10 protein-coding genes are annotated in these 16,586 nt (G+C 56.8%); 7 read left to right on the forward strand and 3 right to left on the reverse strand.

What is annotated here, in order from left to right:
* Positions 1-61: 61 nt before the first annotated feature.
* From AACY26_RS18565 to AACY26_RS18575, 3 genes are all read right to left on the reverse strand, one after another.
* Positions 62-1,015, reverse strand: a complete 954-nt coding sequence (locus AACY26_RS18565) for a transglutaminase family protein (RefSeq protein WP_339516204.1) — start codon at positions 1,013-1,015, stop codon at positions 62-64.
* The gene (locus tag AACY26_RS18570; protein WP_339516206.1) at positions 1,012-3,507 is read right to left on the reverse strand and encodes a circularly permuted type 2 ATP-grasp protein; all 2,496 of its coding nucleotides are present in this window, start codon (positions 3,505-3,507) and stop codon (positions 1,012-1,014) included. The genes AACY26_RS18565 and AACY26_RS18570 overlap by 4 nt, the downstream gene beginning before the upstream one ends.
* Before the next feature lie 204 nt (positions 3,508-3,711).
* Positions 3,712-7,020, reverse strand: a complete 3,309-nt coding sequence (locus tag AACY26_RS18575) for a transglutaminase family protein (RefSeq protein WP_339516208.1) — start codon at positions 7,018-7,020, stop codon at positions 3,712-3,714.
* Positions 7,021-7,356: 336 nt separating this feature from the next.
* On the opposite strand from AACY26_RS18575, the gene AACY26_RS18580 reads away from it, so the two are divergent.
* The 7 genes from AACY26_RS18580 (at position 7,357) to panC (ending at position 16,448) form a co-directional block, all read left to right on the forward strand.
* Complete coding sequence (locus AACY26_RS18580; protein ID WP_003244646.1) at positions 7,357-7,533, forward strand: hypothetical protein; 177 nt, start codon at positions 7,357-7,359, stop codon at positions 7,531-7,533.
* Positions 7,517-10,471, forward strand: coding sequence for a sensor histidine kinase (locus AACY26_RS18585; protein WP_339516210.1), 2,955 nt, complete (start codon positions 7,517-7,519; stop codon positions 10,469-10,471). The genes AACY26_RS18580 and AACY26_RS18585 overlap by 17 nt, the downstream gene beginning before the upstream one ends.
* Before the next feature lie 34 nt (positions 10,472-10,505).
* Positions 10,506-11,942 carry a sigma-54-dependent transcriptional regulator gene (locus tag AACY26_RS18590; protein WP_339516212.1) on the forward strand — a complete coding sequence of 479 codons (1,437 nt, stop codon included), beginning with the start codon at positions 10,506-10,508 and terminating at the stop codon, positions 11,940-11,942.
* A 694-nt stretch (positions 11,943-12,636) separates the two neighbouring features.
* Positions 12,637-14,043, forward strand: a complete 1,407-nt coding sequence (locus AACY26_RS18595) for a polynucleotide adenylyltransferase PcnB (protein ID WP_339516214.1) — start codon at positions 12,637-12,639, stop codon at positions 14,041-14,043.
* On the forward strand, positions 14,043-14,525 hold the full coding sequence (gene folK, locus AACY26_RS18600; RefSeq protein ID WP_339516216.1) for a 2-amino-4-hydroxy-6-hydroxymethyldihydropteridine diphosphokinase: 483 nt from the start codon (positions 14,043-14,045) through the stop codon (positions 14,523-14,525). Before AACY26_RS18595 ends, folK begins: the two co-directional genes overlap by 1 nt.
* A 265-nt stretch (positions 14,526-14,790) precedes the next feature.
* Positions 14,791-15,591, forward strand: a complete 801-nt coding sequence (gene panB, locus AACY26_RS18605; RefSeq protein WP_339516218.1) for a 3-methyl-2-oxobutanoate hydroxymethyltransferase — start codon at positions 14,791-14,793, stop codon at positions 15,589-15,591.
* Positions 15,588-16,448, forward strand: coding sequence for a pantoate--beta-alanine ligase (gene panC, locus AACY26_RS18610; protein WP_339516219.1), 861 nt, complete (start codon positions 15,588-15,590; stop codon positions 16,446-16,448). Before panB ends, panC begins: the two co-directional genes overlap by 4 nt.
* The last annotated feature ends 138 nt before the right edge of the window (positions 16,449-16,586 follow it).

Raw genomic sequence — 16,586 nt, forward strand, 5'->3', positions numbered from 1 at the left:
AATAGGTACAGCAGTCCTTAAAAAAGCTAGCACGCGGAAAAAAACTTGCTGGAATATTGCATCAGGCCTGCGCGATCGCACCGTCCTCCGTGAGCGGCAGCACTGTAACCTGTACATCCGGGTCATGGCTTCCGCCGCCAAGAATCACCCCATGCAAGGGCGAGACATCAGCAAAATCACGGCCCCAGGCCAAGGTGATGTGCTCAAGCGCCGGGCGGATATTATTGGTCGGATCAAAATCGACCCAGCCTTGGCGCGGGCAATACACCGAAACCCACGCATGGGAAGCATCGGCCCCGATCAGACGCGGCTGCCCCGGCGGTGGCTGCGTCAGCAAATAACCACTGACATAGCGCGCTGCCACGCCTTGCGAGCGCAAACAGGCCAGCATCAGGTGGGCAAAGTCCTGACACACACCGCGGCGCTCTTCCAGCACCTGCAACAAGGGGGTCGCCACCTGTGTGGCCACTGCATCAAAGGTGAACTCGGTAAAAATCTTGTTCATAAGTGCCTGAACCGCGAGCAACAGTGGCTTGCGAGGCGCAAAGCAATCTGCCGAGTACTGGGCAAAATTGTGTTTTACCTGAACATAAGGTGACTGAAAGCGAAACTTGCAGGCATCCAGTAAATCCGCGGGCAGCGCCGCTCCGCTGTAACTCAGCGCAGCGCAAGCATCTTCCCAGGCTGGCGAGTCCTGTAGCACGGCAGCCGGGCGCGCCAGGACATCCAAACGCATCTGGGCGCTGACTTTCAATGTGTCGTGCGGGCGTTCAAACACCAAACGCGTCAGCGGGTTGCCAAACACGTCCAGACCATCATGACGCATGCAGGGCTTGGGACTGACCTCTAGCTGGCATTGATGCTTAACCTGCCACGCACAATCGCGCGGCACCAGGTGCGCCAGCTGTTGCGCAAGGGACACGGGGGCCGAGTAACGGTAATGGGTGTCATGAATAATCTGGTAGCGCGCCAGCTTTACCTCCGGCTCATCGCCGTGCATCTGCTGCGTACTCATGACGACTGCGTCCGCTGGCTGGGGTCAACGTGGACGAAAAAGCGCAACGCCAGTTGGTCAGAGGTCTCTGCACTGGCTTGGGCAATGCTTTCAAGCAACTGCGCCAAACCATTCAAGACGGCACGTATGCTGCTCGGGCCAAACAAGGAGTTTTCCAGGGTTGCAAGGCTGAAACCGCTGAGCTGGCGCTCCAGACTGGCCAGCTTTGGCGAAGTTGGCAGGTCGAAGCGCTCAACCAGCCGAGCTTGAGAATTAAGCAGGGTTCGCAATTGAAACAACACCGCATGAGGGTTCTGATCATCAAGCAACAGCAGGTCGAGGACCGGTATTAACTGAGCCGTCGCAAGGTAACGGGTCCGGTAAGTGATGCTGCTGTTACCCAGTTCCAGCAACCACTCCAATGCCGACTGATCATCGGCCATCGGGCTGCGAATAAAACTGGCAATACTCTCGCTCATGAACTGCAAACGCTCAATACAGCGGCCAATCACCAGAAAGCGCCAGCCATCATCACGCGTCATGTCGTCCAAGGCAAAACCTGAAAGCGCTGCCAGCGACATCACCAAACCATTTAGGAAATCCAGCGCCTCGCCAAAGTCGGCCTGCTGGACTTCAAGCTCCTGCGCCTCGATTTGCAACTCCAGCAAGGCCTGCCAGTTGGCTTGGGATAGCTTGCCGCGCACGCTGCCTGCGGTCCAGATCAAGTTCTGCAAGTTTGTCCGCAGGCTGACCGGCCACTCATCACCGAGCAAGGCTTGCTCAAGCCGCTGCTCCAATGAGTCGCCATCCTCCGCATCCGGCAGCAAGCCAAGGCGCTCACCCAGGCTCAGCACAGCCTCAAGCGCACGCGGGTCGTCGTCATCATCGACATAGCGTGACAGCATGATCCGTAACAGGCGCGCATTACCCTCACAGCGAGAGCTATAGCGCCCAAACCAGAACAGGTTTTCGACGATCCGCGAAGGTAAATAGGGGTCACTGCGAACCAGGTCGGCAACGCCTAAAGGTCGTGCACCCTGCCAGGACTCACTACCCGTGTTGCGACTGCCCAGCACCCAAGTGTCCTTGCTGGCACCGCCACGCTGCATCGAAACAACTTCCGCATCAGCTTGCGCGGCAACTCGGGTCAAGCCGCCGGGCATGACCCGGTAGCCATTTGGCCCGGCAACCGCAAACACCCGCATCCCAATGGCGCGCGGCTGCAAGCAGCCTTTATCACTCTGCCAAACTGGCGCCTGCGACAACTGCGCAACTTCTTGCGCAACATAAGCGTATGGCCGGTTCTTGAGGCGCTGCGCCAAGGCTTCGCGTTGTTGTTTGTCGAGATCTCGGGCAAATACCGAATCAAAGCTTTGTGAGGGAAAACTAGGGCGAATCAACAGTTCCGGTAATTTGCCAAGCGCCTCTTCAAGTACCGGCGGTTCTCCACACCACCAACTGGCAATACTCGGCAACAGCAAAGACTCGCCCAGCAGCTTCTCACTGATGGCAGGCAAAAAGCCCGAGAAACCGGGCGACTCAAGCACACCGCTGCCTAATGCGTTAGTTACCAGCACACGTCCCTGGCGCACGGCATCGAGCAGGCCCGGCACACCGAGCGCTGAGTCGATACGCAGCTCCAAGGGGTCGCAGAAGTCATCATCCAGGCGGCGTAAAATCGCATGGACCCGGCGCAAACCGGCCAAGGTCTTAAGGTAAACCGTGGAGTCACGTACGGTCAGGTCGGTACCTTCAACCAGGGGATAACCCAGTTGGCGGGCCAGGTACAGGTGCTCGAAGTAGCTTTCGTTGAGGCGCCCCGCCGTGAGCACTACGACCAGCGGGGTTTCACCTTCAGCAGGCGCTTGCCTGGCGATGGTTTCTTGCAATGTACGGAAGAAACCTGCGAGGTATTGCACCCGCATGTCGCGATAAAGATCCGGGAATGCGCGCGAGACAATCTGCCGGTTTTCCAGGGCATAGCCTGCGCCGGACGGCGCCTGGGTCCTGTCTGCGGTTACCCACCAACGGCCATCGGGGGCGCGAGCCAGATCAACCGCATAGATGTGCAAATAGGTGTCGCCCGGCACCTCGATGCCTTGGCAAGGCCAGAGAAAGTTATTGTGGCCAAAGACCAGTTCAGCCGGCAGCAAGCCATCAGCGAGCAAGGTTTGCGGGCCGTAAAGATCTGCCAACACCTGATTGAGCAAATTCGCACGCTGGGCCACGCCTTTGGCAATCACCTGCCATTCATCCGCAGCAATTACATTTGGCAGCAGGTCCAGTTCCCAAGGACGATCGGCACCTTCTGGGTCGGCATAAACGTTGTAGGTAATGCCATTCTCTTGGATTTGCCGCGCCAGCAAGTCCTGGCGCAGCTGTAGCTGAAACGCCGTATTGCGCTGCAATTGCTCGACGATCCGCCGCCAGTGAGGCCGCACCTGCCCGTCAGCATCGAGCAGTTCGTTGTAAGCCGCGTCAATGAGCGGATAGTCGGCAAGCTGGTCAGCCATCAAAATCTCAGACAGTCATTTACATGCGCGAACTTTAGCATTTGCACGTGGTTATTTTTTAGGCTTGTGCATAAATGCACCGCGAACCAGCCCCGCTTAACAGCGAATAGAGGCTGAACCCAAAAGATCCGCTCGCGCAATTACCCGGCTCATGATTGCTGAACCGGGGGATTGCGCACGGATAACGCGCCATCAAACTAAAGTTTAGTCTTTGCGACTTGTAGGACTCAGACGCAAATCGAGGGTCATCGGCAATTCATTGTTTGCAATCGGCGCGATTGGCGCACGCTTACCTGGGCTATGGCCGAGCCTGAAGAAACGGGCCAAACGCCTGCTTTCAGCCTCATAAGCATTAACCGGCAAGGTTTCATAATTACGTCCACCCGGATGCGCAACGTGGTATTGGCAGCCACCCAGCGAGCGATTCATCCAGGTATCCAGCACATCAAGCACCAGCGGCGCATGCACGCCAATGTTGGGTTGCAGGCAATTGGCGGGCTGCCAGGCCCGATAACGAACGCCCGCAACAAACTCACCCACCTTGCCCGTCGAATGCAGCGGTACCGGTACGCCATTGCAGGTAATCACATAGCGATCCGGAGCCATGCCGCGCACCTTGATCTGCATGCGCTCGAGGGATGAATCGACATAGCGCACAGTGCCGCCTGCCGTGCCCTCTTCGCCAAGCACATGCCAAGGCTCAAGCGCCTGACGCAACTCCAGGTCGATGCCTTTGACATTAAAGTCACCGGCTTTCGGGAAGCGGAACTCGAAGTGCGGCGCAAACCACTCGGCGCGAAACTTGTAACCCTCGGCGCTTAACTCCTGCAGGACATCATTGAAGTCTTGCTCGACATAATGCGCGAGCATAAACCGATCATGCAGTTCGGTGCCCCAGCGCACCAGCCTTGCGGGTTGATAGGGCTGTTTCCAGAAACGTGCGATCAGCGCACGCAGCAAGAGCTGCTGAGCCAGGCTCATTTGCGCATGTGGCGGCATTTCAAAGGCGCGCAATTCAAGCAGACCAAGCCGTCCCGAGGCTGAATCTGGCGAATAGAGTTTATCGATACAGAACTCGGCACGGTGCGTATTACCGGTAACGTCGACCAGCAAATTGCGCAGCAAGCGATCGACCAGCCACGGCGCACACTCCTTGCCCGGTTCAGGCATTTGCGCAAAGGCCACTTCCAGCTCATAAAGCGCATCGTTACGCGCTTCGTCCACACGCGGCGCTTGCGAGGTCGGGCCAATGAACAGCCCTGAAAACAAATACGAAAGCGACGGATGATTGTGCCAATAGCTGATCAAGCTGCGTAGCAAATCTGGCCGCCGTAAAAATGGTGAATCCGCTGGCGTTGCCCCACCGAGCACAAAATGGTTACCGCCACCGGTACCGGTGTGGCGACCATCAATCATGAACTTTTCGCTACTGAGGCGGCACTGCCGGGCGGTTTCGTAAAGAAACTCGGTGCGTTCGACTAATTCATCCCAACTCGCAGACGGATGAATATTGACCTCAATCACCCCCGGGTCAGGGGTCACCCTGAAAAACTGCAAGCGCACATCATTTGGCGGTTCGTACCCCTCAAGCAGCACTGGGCAATCCAGTTCGGCGGCGGTGGCCTCAATGGCGGCAACCAGCTCCAAATAGTCTTCCAGGCGCGCCAAGGGCGGCATAAACAGATACAAGCGCCCTTCGCGAGGCTCAGCACACAGCGCCGTACGCACAACATCTTGAGCCGATGTGTGCAGCGGCGCAGGCTTTGTTGTTGTCTTTTGACTGCCTTGCCAAACACCACGTAACTGACTTTGGAGCTGCGCTGTCGGAGGTAGCGGCGCCATCTGCTGCGAAGGATCGACCGGGTTTACGTAGGGATAATCAGCTTTGCTGACCCAAGGCTGCGATTCCAGCGGTAAGCGGTAACCCAACGGAGAGTCGCCTGGGATCAGCCTGCAATGTTCATCACGCAATTGCCAGCTACCAGTCAGCCATTCAGTTTCAGCGGCGTTGCGCGCCAAGGGCAAGACATGGCCGATAACCTTGTCCAACCCTTGCTCAAAGACTTTACGCAGGCGCGCGCGATCCAGCGGATCGGCCAGGCGCGGATCGTCCGGGGTCACGTTGCTGGGTAGTTTGCGTTCGCGCCAGAGGTAATAAAAGCCATCTTCATAGGCGGGGAAACGGTGCTGCGCAGATACTCCCAAACGCCCGGCAAGTGTATTCAAGAATGTGGCGGCCAGGGCTTCATCGGCACCGTAATCACTGTGTTCGTCGGCATACAGCTTGGCATCGCGCCAAATTGGCTGACCATCACGCCGCCAGTAGCAATTCAACGACCAACGCGGCAACTGCTCGCCCGGATACCACTTGCCTTGGCCAAAATGAACCAGCGCATTGGGCGCGTAATGCTCGCGCAAACGGTGAAACAAATCCGCTGCCAACAGCCGCTTGTTCGGCCCCAGCGCCGCGGTATTCCACTCGGCATCATCAGGGTAATCAAGCGCCACGAACGTCGGCTCACCGCCCATGGTCAAGCGCACATCAGCGTCTTTGAGTTCAGAGTCTATCTGTTTGCCCAGGCTGTTAATCGCCAGCCATTGCGCTTCGCTATAGGGCTTGGTGACACGTGGCGCCTGCCAGATACGCTCGACGCGCATTTCGTGGGAGAACTCGCACTCGCATTCATCAACCCCGCCGCTGATTGGCGCAGCCGATGAAGGCTCGGGGCTGCAGGCCAGCGGAATGTGACCTTCGCCAGCAAATAAGCCACTGGTAGGGTCCAGGCCAATCCAGCCTGCTCCCGGCAAGTAAACCTCGCACCAGGCGTGCAGGTCCGTGAAATCGACATCCGTACCCGACGGCCCGTCCAACGACTTCACATCCGCCGTCAGCTGAACCAAATAGCCTGAAGCAAAGCGCGCAGCCAGGCCCAACTGGCGCAACAACTGCACCATCAGCCAGGCGGTGTCGCGGCATGAACCCGAAGCGTTTTTCAGGGTTTGCTCGGGTGTCTGCACCCCTGGTTCCATGCGGATCAGGTACTTGATGTCATCCGCCAGGCGCTGGTTGATCGCCACCAGAAAATCGATGCTCGGCAATGGCTCGCGGGAAATGCCCGCCAGGTATTTATCGAATAGCGGAGTGCTCGGCAAGGTCACCAAATACGGCGCCAGCTCACGCTGCTCGCTTGCGGTGTAGTTGAACGGGATTTTTTCCGCGTAGGGCTCCAGAAAGAAGTCGAACGGGTTGAAGACCGCCATCTCCGCGACCAGATCCACTTCAACTTTCAGCTCTCGGGTTTTCTCCGGAAACACCAAGCGCGCCAGGTAGTTACCCTGCGGATCTTGCTGCCAGTTGATAAAGTGCTCGCCAGGCTCGACGTTCAGCGCATAAGACAGCACCCGGGTGCGGCTATGCGGCGCGGGACGTAACCGCACAATCTGCGGGCCCAGATTAACGGCCCGGTCATACCGGTAATGGGTAACGTGATGTAATGCGATATGGATCGACACAGCGGGCCTCCTGCTAGCCTGAGCGATAAACACGCTGCGCAAAACTTATGCCAGGCCCCTACTCCGTGGGTGTTCGACCCCTGGGCCAACCATTGAAGCACCAGAATCGCGCAGCCGCGCATCTGTCATTGATCATACGCACAAAATAAGGTCTAAAACCGGTAACTTGAGTCGAAACCCAAGACTGGCTCATGGCCATTGCAGTTTAAAGATACCGTTCAAGCTATCTCAGGGCTGAGCTCTTCGCATCAGGCATGTTAACAACCAGGCATTCGCAAACTACGCAGCCGCTCACGCATCCGGTAACATCGGCATACTCACGAAAAGAGATGCGGCATGTATATCTATCGACTCGTGCTGATTCTGGTGGTGGGAATTTACCTGTTTTCCCCGGCCATCATGGATTGGTGGATTGACCCCAACGGTGCCTGGTACCGACCTTATCTGCTTTGGCTGATTCTGATCGTGGTGACATTTATTCTGCAGAGTCAACGAGATGCCGATGAGCTTTAGTCTTGGCGAACTGATACTCATCAGCGCCGCTTACCTGCTCATGCTGTTTGGCGTGGCCTGGGCCAGTGAACACGGGCTGATCCCGCGTAAAGTCATCCGCCACCCGCTGACCTACACCCTTTCACTGGGTGTGTACGCCAGTGCTTGGGCGTTCTACGGCACAGTCGGCCTGGCCTACCAATATGGCTATGGTTTTCTCGCCAGTTACTTGGGGGTTTCGGGCGCCTTCCTGCTAGCGCCGGTGCTGCTTTACCCGATATTACGCATCACCCGGACTTACCAGCTTTCCTCGCTTGCTGACTTGTTTGCCTTTCGGTTCCGCAGCACATGGGCCGGCGCGTTGACCACCGTTTTCATGTTTATTGGGGTCTTACCCCTGCTCGCCCTACAGATTCAGTCAGTCGCAGACACCATCAGCATCCTTACGCACGAGCCCATGCAGGCACGGGTTGCGATCAGTTTTTGCGTGCTGATCATCCTGTTTACCATCCTCTTTGGCGCACGCCACATTGCAACGCGAGAAAAACACGAAGGCCTGGTTTTCGCCATTGCGTTTGAATCGGTGGTCAAGCTGGTGTCGATCAGCGCCATCGGCCTCTATGCACTTTATGGGGTGTTTAACGGCCCCCATGATCTAGAACAATGGCTGGTACAAAACCAGGCGGCCCTTACCAGCCTGCATACACCGCTTCAGGAAGGCCCTTGGCGCACCTTGCTGCTGGTGTTTTTCGCCTCTGCGATCGTCATGCCGCACATGTACCACATGACCTTCACCGAGAATATCAACCCGCGGGCAATGGTCAGTGCCAGCTGGGGCCTACCGCTGTTTCTACTGTTGATGAGCCTGGCCGTGCCGCTGATTCTCTGGGCAGGACTCAAACTCGGCGCGACCACCAATCCCGAATACTTCACCCTTGGCCTGGGCATGGCGGTCAATAGCCCGACACTGGTACTGATTGCCTATGTCGGTGGATTATCAGCCTCCAGCGGGCTGATCATCGTCACCACGCTGGCGCTCTCGGGCATGCTGCTCAACCACGTGGTGTTACCGCTGTACCAGCCCCCGGCTGAAGGCAATATCTACCGTTGGCTGAAGTGGACCCGACGCGCCCTGATCGTCTTGATCATCATGGCTGGCTACGGTTTCTACGCCCTGCTGCGCGCCGAGCAAGACCTCGCCAATCTGGGCATAGTGGCCTTTGTCGCCACCCTGCAGTTTCTTCCGGGGGTGCTGTCGGTTCTGTACTGGCCAACGGCCAATCGACGCGGTTTTATCGCCGGGCTCCTTGCAGGCATCGCCGTCTGGGCCGTCAGCATGCTGATGCCATTGCTCGGCAACCTGCAGAACATCTACCTGCCTGTGGTCGAGATGGTGTATGTGCTCAACGACAGCAGCTGGCATCTTGCCGCAACCGGCTCACTCGCCGCCAACGTGCTGGTCTTCACCCTGGTTTCATTGTTCAGCGAAGCCAGTGAAGAGGAAAAAAGTGCCGCACAAGCCTGCGCGGTGGATAACGTACGCCGCCCACAGCGCCGTGAACTACTGGCTGCATCACCACAAGAGTTCGCCACCCAACTGGCTAAACCCCTGGGTGCCAAGACTGCTCAACGGGAAATCGAACAGGCCCTGCGCGACCTGCACCTGCCGTTCGATGAAAGCCGCCCATACGCATTGCGCCGCCTGCGTGACCGTATAGAGGCGAACCTGTCAGGCTTGATGGGCCCCAGCGTGTCACAAGACATAGTCGAAACCTTTTTGCCCTTTAAAAGCGGCAGCGAAGCCTATGTGACCGAAGATATACATTTTATAGAGAGCCGCCTGGAGGATTACCACTCACGCCTGACCGGCCTTGCAGCGGAGCTTGATGCGCTACGCCGCTATCACCGCCAAACCCTGCAGGAGCTGCCAATGGGCGTGTGCTCACTGGCCAAGGATCAGGAAATCCTAATGTGGAACAAAGCCATGGAGGAGCTCACCGATGTGCCGGCGCAGCGTGTGGTCGGCTCACGCCTGGGCACCCTGGGCGAACCTTGGCGCAGCCTGCTCATGGACTTCATCGAGCTGCCCGACCAGCACCTGCATAAACATCGCCTGAGTGAAGACGGCATGATCCGCTGGCTCAGCCTGCATAAAGCAGCAATTATTGAGCCCCTGGCCCCCGGCAACAGCGGCTTGGTAATCCTGCTCGAAGACATGACCGACACCCAGGTGCTCGAAGACAAACTAGTGCATTCCGAACGTTTGGCCAGTATTGGCCGGCTCGCCGCCGGCGTGGCCCACGAAATCGGCAACCCAATCACCGGCATCGCCTGCCTGGCGCAAAACCTGCGCGAAGAACGTGAGGACGACGGCGAGTTGACCGAAATCAGCCAGCAAATCATTGAGCAAACCAAGCGGGTGTCGAGAATTGTTCAATCGCTGATGAGTTTTGCCCACTCAGGCTCCCATCAACACGCCGATGAGCCGGTGTGCCTGGCTGAAGTGGCGCAAGATGCCATTGGTTTGCTCTCTTTAAACAGGCAAAGTGTCGAAGTACATTTTTATAATTTGTGTGATTGCGATCACTGGGTCGTGGGCGACCCCCAACGACTGGCGCAGGTCTTGATCAACCTGTTGTCCAATGCCCGCGACGCCTCCTCCGCGAATACTGCTATCCGGGTCAAGAGCGAGGCTTTCGAGCATACCGTTGACCTGATTGTCGAGGACGAAGGGAGCGGTATTCCCAAGGCGATAATGGACCGTTTATTCGAACCATTTTTCACCACAAAAGATCCTGGCAGTGGAACCGGACTCGGCCTTGCGCTGGTCTATTCCATCGTGGAAGAGCATTATGGACAAATAACAATCGACAGCCCGGCTGATACCGAACTGCAACGAGGCACCCGAATCAGGGTGACATTGCCGCGGCATGTTGAAGCGACGTCAATAGCGACTTAAACCAGCGACCTGAGACCGTCGAGAGACCGAATTAATGCCTCATATTTTGATCGTCGAAGACGAAACCATTATCCGCTCTGCCTTGCGCCGCCTGCTTGAGCGCAATCAATACGAAGTCAGCGAAGCCGGATCCGTACAAGAAGCCCAAGAGCGCTTCAGTATTCCCAGCTTTGACTTGATTGTCAGTGACTTGCGCTTGCCTGGCGCCCCCGGTACCGAGTTGATCAAACTCGGGGAAGGCACCCCTGTACTCATCATGACCAGCTACGCGAGCCTGCGCTCAGCCGTAGACTCGATGAAGATGGGCGCAGTCGACTACATTGCCAAACCCTTCGACCATGACGAAATGCTTCAAGCCGTTGCCCGCATTTTGCGCGATCACCAGGCACTGAAGAGCAATCTGGGCACGACACCTGAACGCGCCAACGGCGCGCAACCGGCCAGCGACAAGGCAACAGACGCCAGCAACGGCGAAATCGGCATCATCGGTTCATCGCCGTCAATGCTTGAGCTTTACAGCAAAATCCGCAAAGTCGCACCGACAGACTCCAACGTCCTGGTCCAGGGCGAGTCGGGAACCGGTAAAGAACTGGTAGCCCGCGCACTGCACAATCTGTCCAAACGCGCGAAAGCGCCGCTGATCTCGGTCAACTGCGCTGCAATTCCGGAGACCTTGATCGAATCCGAGCTTTTTGGTCACGAAAAAGGCGCCTTTACCGGCGCCAGTGCGGCACGCGCAGGCCTGGTTGAAGCCGCGGATGGCGGTACATTGTTTCTCGATGAAATTGGCGAGTTGCCACTCGAAGCACAAGCGCGACTATTACGCGTGTTGCAAGAAGGTGAAATTCGCCGGGTTGGCTCTGTGCAATCACAAAAAGTCGATGTCCGCCTGATTGCTGCGACCCACCGCGACTTGAAAACCCTAGCCAAAACCGGTCAATTCCGTGAAGACCTTTATTATCGCCTGCATGTAATCGCGCTCAAGCTTCCAGCCCTGCGTGAACGCGGCAAGGACGTACTGGAAATTGCCCAGGCATTTCTCCAGCGTCAGTCAGCGCGAATTGGCCGTAACGACCTGCACTTCGCCGCAAATGCCGAGCATGCAATACGCCAGTACCCCTGGCCCGGTAACGTGCGCGAACTTGAAAACGCCATTGAGCGTGCAGTGATCCTGTGTGAAAGCCCACTGATCACCGCCGAGCTACTGGGTATCGATGTTGAACTCGATGATATGGAAGACGATGACTTCGACAGCAGCATGTCGAACAGCGCCCAGACCAGCAACAACAGCCACGAGCCGACCGAGGACCTGTCGCTGGAGGACTACTTCCAGCACTTCGTCCTTGAACATCAGGACCACATGACCGAAACCGAACTGGCGCGCAAATTGGGCATCAGTCGCAAATGCCTTTGGGAGCGTCGCCAGCGACTGGGAATTCCTCGGCGCAAATCTGGCGCGGTCAGCGGGTAACAACCCTTGCGCGTGGTGACAGGCGCGAGCCAAATGGGTTCCACCGATTGTTACCGTTTCAATACTTAGTAACAAAAGCCGGGAGTTACGGTAACGTCACCCCGGCTTTTTTGTATCTACCTACTACCACCAATATCCGTAAACCCTTGATTTTAAAGGAATCACAAAAGCTGGCACGGCAAATGCTTTATCTATTGCACAACAACAATAACAAGCAGCAATAAAGATAATAAAAATAAAACGTAACGACTCCAGTACAACAAAAACAACAGGACAGGAGGCGCAGAAAACTGATTCTTTTGGAGAGGATATGCTTTTGGGGCTTGCCCCGCGACCAGGTAGAGAACAACAAAACTGCTTATAAGCAGCACCTGAACTGGTTGGATCAAGGAATGATCATCGCAATGTCAGCATCCAAAGAAATCCGTTTGCTACTAACTCCCGACTTGGGAGGTTTTCCTAAGGCTTCAGGCCAAAAGGAACGGGCAATTGAACAAAAACAACAAGCCCGAAATAATAATAACAATAAAGCACGTAACCATTTAAGGGGGAGCTTCGGCTCCCTCAGTGCTTTGCGCACTTCGACAATGATTCACCTCCCTCCTACACCATATCCCCGCATAATGCTAGAATCCGCGCCAATCCTGCGGCCAACATTAATACTGGCCGGCCATTTCGCTATACAGTGCATCCCATGCTGAAAAAGCTGTTCAAGTCGTTACGCCCCCCTGTACGCAATGCAAAGCATGCGCACAGCACTCCTGTTGTGCTTAATAGCAACCAACACCCTATCCAGCGTGGGCAAATCAGCCGCTACGCGATAAGTGTCGTCGAGCGCCTGCAAAATGCTGGTTATCAGGCATTTTTGGTGGGTGGCTGTGTTCGCGACCTGCTGCTTGATGTCGAACCGAAAGACTTTGACGTCTCAACCAGCGCCACACCTGAGCAAGTACGCGCCGAGTTTCGTAATGCCCGGGTTATCGGGCGACGTTTTAAACTGGTGCATGTGCATTTTGGTCGCGAGATCATCGAAGTTGCGACCTTCCGCGCCAACCACCCTGAGGGTGACGAGGAAGAAAACAGCAACCTGTCTTCACGCAACGAGAGCGGCCGGATTTTGCGCGACAACGTGTACGGCAATCTTGAAGACGATGCTCAACGCCGCGACTTCACCATCAATGCGCTGTACTATGATCCATCCAACGAGCGCATTCTTGATTACGCCAACGGTGCCCACGATATCCGCAACAACCTGATACGCCTGATCGGTGACCCGACCCAACGCTATCAGGAAGACCCTGTGCGCATGCTGCGGGCGATTCGCTTCGCTGCAAAGCTCGACTTTGATATCGAGAAACACAGCGCTGCCCCCATCTACAAGCTGGCGCCGCTGTTGAACGAAATCCCTTCAGCGCGCCTGTTTGATGAAGTGCTGAAGTTGTTCCTCGCAGGCTACGCGGTCTACACCTACGAACTGCTGGTCGACTACGGCCTGTTTGGCCAACTGTTCCCGGCCGCCGCTGCCGCACTCAAGCAAAACCCGGACTACACCGACGACCTGATCCACAATGCCTTGGTCAATACCGACCAGCGCATTAAACAGGGCAAGACTGTAACCCCGGCATTCATCTTTGCCGCGCTGCTCTGGCCTGCGCTACCCGCTCGGGTGCTGCGTTTGCAGGAACGCGGCATGCCGCCAATTCCTGCCATGCAGGAAGCCGCGCACGAATTGATTGCCGAGCAATGCCAGCGAATTGCTATTCCCAAGCGCTTCACCATGCCAATCCGTGAAATATGGGACATGCAGGAACGCTTGCCACGCCGCAGCGGAAAGCGCGCCGATGCGCTGCTGGAGAACCCGCGTTTCCGTGCCGGCTATGACTTTTTGCTACTGCGTGAAAGCGCGGGCGAACAAACCAATGGCCTCGGCGATTGGTGGACGGTCTACCAAGACGCCAGTGACAGTGAGCGCCGCAACATGATTCGCGACCTCAGCGCAAAAGATGACACCCCGGGCGCACCGCGCAAGCGCCGTCGGAGCAACACGCGCCGCAAGCGCAACCCGGCGACCGACAACAGTCCAGCCCCAAGCAACGACTAATGACACGTGTTTACATTGGTCTAGGCAGCAACCTGGCAACGCCGCACCAGCAGCTCAATGCAGCGTTGGCGGCGCTCGCCAGGATTGAGCAAACGCAACTGGTTGCACAGTCAAGCTTCTACGCCAGCGACCCACTAGGCCCCGCAGACCAGCCGCGTTATCTAAATGCGGTGGCGGCGCTCGACACCCAGCTGAGTCCATTGCAGCTACTGGACGCGCTGCAAGCGATAGAACTCGAACAAGGCCGTGAGCGCAAAGACCAGCGCTGGGGGCCGCGAACGCTGGATCTGGACATCCTGTTGTTCGGCCAGCAAATACTCAACGAGCCCCGGCTGACCGTTCCGCACTATCACATGCATGCGCGGGCCTTTGTCCTTTATCCGCTCGCCGAACTTGCCCCTGACCTGCAATTGCCGGACGGCCGAACCTTAGCCGCCTTGGTTGCCAAGTGCCCATTCGAAGGCCTTGAGCGCCTGCCCTGAACAAACCTGTCGTCACCGAGGTAACACCAGCCGTGATAGCGAGCAATGCTGCGGCCTGTAGGCATTATTGACGGGCCAGATAGCCAATCGAGACCCGCCATTGCAATGCGCCTCGGTAACAAGACGGTAACACCTGCAATTGACTTACGGCTTCGTCATCAGGACTATAGGCGTCCCGTTGCCCAGCACCGGTGCAAACCGAGGCCAATGCAGGCCAAATTAGAGCAGTTATCTGCTTGATAATGCCTGAGTGAGGACAATCTAAATGCCTGATATCACCCTGACTACTCTGCAAAGCCTCAAGCAAAGCGGCGAAAAAATCGCCATGCTGACCAGTTACGATGCAACCTTCGCCAACGCAGCCTGCCAGGCCGGCGTGGATGTGCTACTGGTTGGCGATTCGCTGGGGATGGTTCTACAAGGACACGACAGCACACTGCCTGTGACCACCGCTGAAATGGCGTACCACGTCGCCAGCGTCAAACGCGGTAACCAAGGCGCGCTTATCGTCGCTGACTTACCCTTCATGGCATACGCGACTACTGAGCAAACCATGAACAACGCCGCAAGCCTGATGCAAGCTGGCGCGCATATGGTCAAGCTCGAAGGAGCGGTCTGGCTGGCAGAACCCATCCGCCTGCTGGCCGAGCGCGGCATCCCGGTGTGCGCGCACCTGGGATTGACCCCACAAGCTGTAAACGTATTGGGCGGCTATAAGGTGCAAGGCCGCCAGGAAGCCCAGGCCCGCCAAATGCGCGCTGACGCCATGGCCTTGGAACAAGCGGGTGCAGCCATGCTGCTACTTGAGTGTGTACCGAGCGAACTGGCGACTGAGATCACCCAAGCGGTCAATATTCCGGTGATTGGTATTGGCGCCGGCGGTGGTACAGACGGCCAAGTGCTGGTTGTACATGACATGCTTGGTCTTTCCCTCACAGGCCGCACACCAAAGTTCGTGAAGAACTTCATGGTTGGACAAAATAGCATCCAGGGTGCCATGACCGCCTACGTCAGGGCCGTCAAAGACCAAAGCTTCCCAGCTGCCGAACATGGATTCTCTGCATGAACAGGGTTACAACCGTTCGCGAATTACGCGCTGCTGTTGCGGCAGCCCGTGCCGAAGGTAAACACATCAGCCTGGTCCCAACCATGGGCAATCTGCATGCCGGGCATGTGACACTGGTCGAGAAAGCCGCCCAACTCAGCGATTTCGTGGTGGCCAGCATCTTCGTCAATCCGCTGCAATTTGGCGCCAATGAAGACCTCGACAAATACCCGCGCACCTTGGCTGCCGATCAGGAAAAACTGATCAAGGCCGGCTGCAACCTGCTGTTCACCCCAAGCGTTGAAGAAATGTACCCGCAGGGTATGAACGAGCAAACCCGGGTCAGCGTGCTCGGCATCTCCGAAGGCCTGTGCGGCGCCAGTCGTCCCGGTCACTTCGACGGCGTAGCGACCGTGGTCAGCAAGCTGTTCAATATGGTCCAGCCTGACCTGGCGATCTTCGGCCAGAAGGATTTTCAACAACTGGCGGTTATCCGTACCCTGGTCAACGACCTGAACATGCCGATCCAGATTATTGGCGAACCGACGGTTCGCTCAGCCGATGGCTTGGCGCTGTCGTCTCGCAACGGTTACCTGAGTGATGAGCAACGTGATGCTGCAACCGTTCTGTACCGCTCGCTGCAAGAGATGGCGGCAGCACTCAAAGCCGGCGAGCGTGACGTTGGAAAGCTGATCGCCCAAGCGCAAAGCCAACACGCAGCGGCTGGCTTTCGCCCTGATTACCTTGAAGTACGCGATGCCAATACGCTGCGTCCGGTCACGGCAGAGGATCGTCATCTGGTTATATTGGTCGCAGCCTTTATTGGTAACACCCGGTTGATCGACAACCTATTGGTTGATCTCGACACGCCTGCGTAATTAGCCAATGCGCTAATCCCCCTGCGCAACACGCCCAGCCCGCTCATGGATGAGCCAGCCAGCGCATCAACAGCAAGACTGTAGACGAAGCCGTGCGATAAGAGGCTAAGCTAAAAGCTGCTTATGCTGCTGGTAACA

This window comes from Pseudomonas sp. RL_15y_Pfl2_60 (assembly GCF_963970595.1).
Lineage (GTDB): Bacteria > Pseudomonadota > Gammaproteobacteria > Pseudomonadales > Pseudomonadaceae > Aquipseudomonas.